Here is a 2,756-nt window from a genome sequence, read left to right as displayed (position 1 = left end):
ACACCGGATGCCGGTCGGACAGCAATCCACCATGGCACCCGATCCGCCGCAGAGTTCCGCCGCATAGGCCAGGACAACCAGGGGGTTGGCTTGGCGCACATCGCCGTGGCCAGAGGTCATCTCGCAGGGGACCATCCTGATGCGGCGGCGGCCTCCGCCATCGCCGCGCTGGATGCGGTGGCGGAGGCGCCGAACATGCCGGTGCAGCAGCGGGCCCGCGCGCTGCACCGTCAGCTCTCCCCATGGCCGTCGGAGCCGCTGGTGCAGGAACTTGGCCGCCGGGTCGCCGCAGTCTGAGTCGCGGGCCTGAATTTTCAACGCCGGCCCCGTGGAAGCCGGGCGTGGAGCGCGGCAATCGCGTCCGCGGTGGCCGCTGAACGGGTGCAGGTCCGCGCTGCTGCCGTGGCCGGCTGGCGCGCGCTCGGTGTTGCCGCGGTGGGCACGTTGGCGTCTGTGGCGAGGTCCGCGCACACCGGGCAGGGCGCGGGCTGGGTGTGGAGCCGGCACATCGTGCGGAGGTTCGGCGGCGTTGGTTTGACCGCCGGCTTCGGGTTGGCCGGGGTCGGCTGGAGGTCGAGGATGCGGCGGCGGCGCACTGCGGCCGGGCTGCGGACCGATCCCGAGAGCGGCGCCCGGTAGGCGTCGACGATCTGGCCGGGGGCGCAGCCGCGGGCGAGGGCGGAGGCGACGTCCTGCCGCCAGCTGGCCGGAAGCCGCTCGTCAGCGACTAGGCGGCCGACGAGATCAGCGTACGGGTTCGCCTCGCCGGAGTCGGCCGGGTGCTCGGCGGCCGGGCGCTCGTCGACGGGCGGGGGCGGTTCGGGTTCGTCGTGGTCGGGCTCCGCTGCTGCTGCTTGTTCTGGAAGTTCTGGGAAGTGCTGATTGTGTCCCGCTGCGGGACTACCCCCGTCCCGCTCTGGGACTAGCTCTGGTCCCGCTCCGGGACCCGGCGGGGGGTCGGCTGGTCCCACTGAGGGACCAGCGAGTCCCGGTGTGGGACTAGCGAACGGGTCGACTGGTCCCACAGGGAGACCAGCGGGGACGGCCACCCGGTAGCAGGTCCGATGCTTCTTCGACCGGGCGTCGGCCGGGGACGGACGGTCGCGGATGACCCATCCGGCGCGTTCCAGGCGCTCGAGTTCGCGGGCGACGGTGGACCGGCCGAGGCCGGTCATGCGGGCCAGCCCGGACAGCGACGGGGTGAACTCCTGCGGCGTGGTGAGGGTCTGGAAGTCGACGACGACGAGCAGCGTCAGCAGTATCAGCCGGGCGGTGGCGGACAGGTCCGAGGCGACGATGGCGCGTTCGACCCGCCAGCGGGGCGAGGGGCTGCCGTGATGCGGGTCCTGGCCGCCTTCGGGCAGGCTGCCGCGGGCATGATGGGACACGGGTTGATGGCCCTTCTCAGACAAGGGTTGTCGATCAAGGGCCGGTCAGGAGGTGCGAACTCCTGGTCGGCCCGCTTCAGTTGTGGGGCGTCTCGTGGATCAGCGGATGCCGCGGATCACGGTCTTGACCGTCGATGGCGAGACCCGAGCGGCCTCGGCGATCTCGTCGACGGTGTGAGTGGTCGCCTTCCGGACATCACGGATCGCCTCGTCGCGTTCGCGGCGGGCGTCGTCGAGCGTGCGTTCTGCCGTCTCGACTTTCTCCGCCAGCGCGCGCAGCGCGTCGAGGTTTGGGGGATTCGCCATGCGCAGATGGTAGCCGGTACCCGTCCATCCTGACACGCGTACAACCGTATGGACGGACACCGGACTATCCGGTACCGTGTCACCCATAACGCAAGCGGCCCCGCCCGGAGCTCTCACCCTCCGGCCGGGGCCTACGGATCACACCTGTCAGCACCAGGAAGGACCCGCGTGTTCTACGTTCCCACTCGCCGCCCCTTCGGGCAGCGTTTCGCTGGCGCCGCCCGGCGTGCCCTCTGCGCCGCCGCTGTCCGCCTGCTGGACCGCCTCGGCCCGGCCGAGCTCCCGGCGGCTGTCGAGCTGGCTCCGGTCGTCCCCACCGCCCCGGTCGCGGCCCAGCCGACGCCGGCCGCGTCGCCGGTGCTGTTCGCCGTCGACGAGCTGCCCCCGCTGGAGGTGATCGACGCGGCGGCGGTCGCGTTCGACCTCGCGGGTGAGGCGGCCCGCTCCGGGGACCGTGGCAAGCGGAAGGCCCGCCGGCTGCTCGACCGGCTCCCCGACGGCGTCTACGGCCGCTGGCAGGTCGAGCGGGTCGCCTCGGCGAAGACCACCCCGGACCTCGACCAGATCCGCGCCACCTACGCCCGCCTCAACCTCGGTGAGGTGCCGATGCGGCCGTGCGCTCCGACCCTGCGCGTCACCCTCACCCCGGCCGTCGCGCTGGCCCCGGCGGTGGCGGCGTGAACCCCGAGTCGCTGTTCACCAGCCACCCCGACCTGATCAAGCTGGGTGCCACGCCCGTGCCGCCCGCCGAGCTGTTCACCCTCGCCGGGGTGCCCGAGAATCTGCGGCCCACCGACGCCGACCGGGCCGACGCCCGGCAGGCCCTGACCGGCAAGAGCAGCGCCGTGCAGGCCGGTACCGCCGCCGGTATCGCGTACGCGGCGCTGGTCGCGGTCGCATCCGGGATGCCGGGCGCCGACCTCGGTGTCCGCACCGCCCTCGCCCACGTCGCGTACTTCATGGGCATCGAGCTGTGACCGCGTCTCTGACAGACCGTGGCACCACCCACGCTGGAGTTGACCTTTGAGCGAGATCGTCCCGTTCAGCTTCGAAGGCACGCCT

The 2,756-nt window shown here is 72.5% G+C and carries 4 protein-coding genes and 1 pseudogene; 3 read left to right on the top strand and 2 right to left on the bottom strand.

Annotated features, from left to right (window positions below; all coding sequences use genetic code 11):
- Nucleotides 1–297: pseudogene (locus tag AC08OO_RS23265) on the top strand (hypothetical protein); the annotation flags it as partial.
- 17 nt (nt 298–314) lie between these two features.
- Here the strand turns inward: AC08OO_RS23265 and AC08OO_RS23260 are convergent.
- Complete coding sequence (locus AC08OO_RS23260) at nt 315–1,388, bottom strand: hypothetical protein (protein ID WP_476611837.1); 1,074 nt, start codon at nt 1,386–1,388, stop codon at nt 315–317.
- Between the two features lie 99 nt (nt 1,389–1,487).
- Complete coding sequence (locus tag AC08OO_RS23255) at nt 1,488–1,694, bottom strand: hypothetical protein (RefSeq protein ID WP_043590196.1); 207 nt, start codon at nt 1,692–1,694, stop codon at nt 1,488–1,490.
- Nucleotides 1,695–1,862: 168 nt separating this feature from the next.
- On the opposite strand from AC08OO_RS23255, the gene AC08OO_RS23250 reads away from it, so the two are divergent.
- Both AC08OO_RS23250 and AC08OO_RS23245 read left to right on the top strand, forming a co-directional pair.
- A complete protein-coding gene (locus tag AC08OO_RS23250) occupies nt 1,863–2,375 on the top strand; it encodes a hypothetical protein (RefSeq protein WP_476611836.1) in 513 nt (170 codons plus the stop codon).
- A complete protein-coding gene (locus tag AC08OO_RS23245; RefSeq protein WP_476611835.1) occupies nt 2,372–2,671 on the top strand; it encodes a hypothetical protein in 300 nt (99 codons plus the stop codon). The genes AC08OO_RS23250 and AC08OO_RS23245 overlap by 4 nt, the downstream gene beginning before the upstream one ends.
- The last annotated feature ends 85 nt before the right edge of the window (nt 2,672–2,756 follow it).

The organism is Frankia sp. CeCAU1 (genome assembly GCF_977971845.1).
Note: the sequence above shows the minus strand (reverse complement) of the source record. Positions and strands in the feature narration are given on the sequence as shown.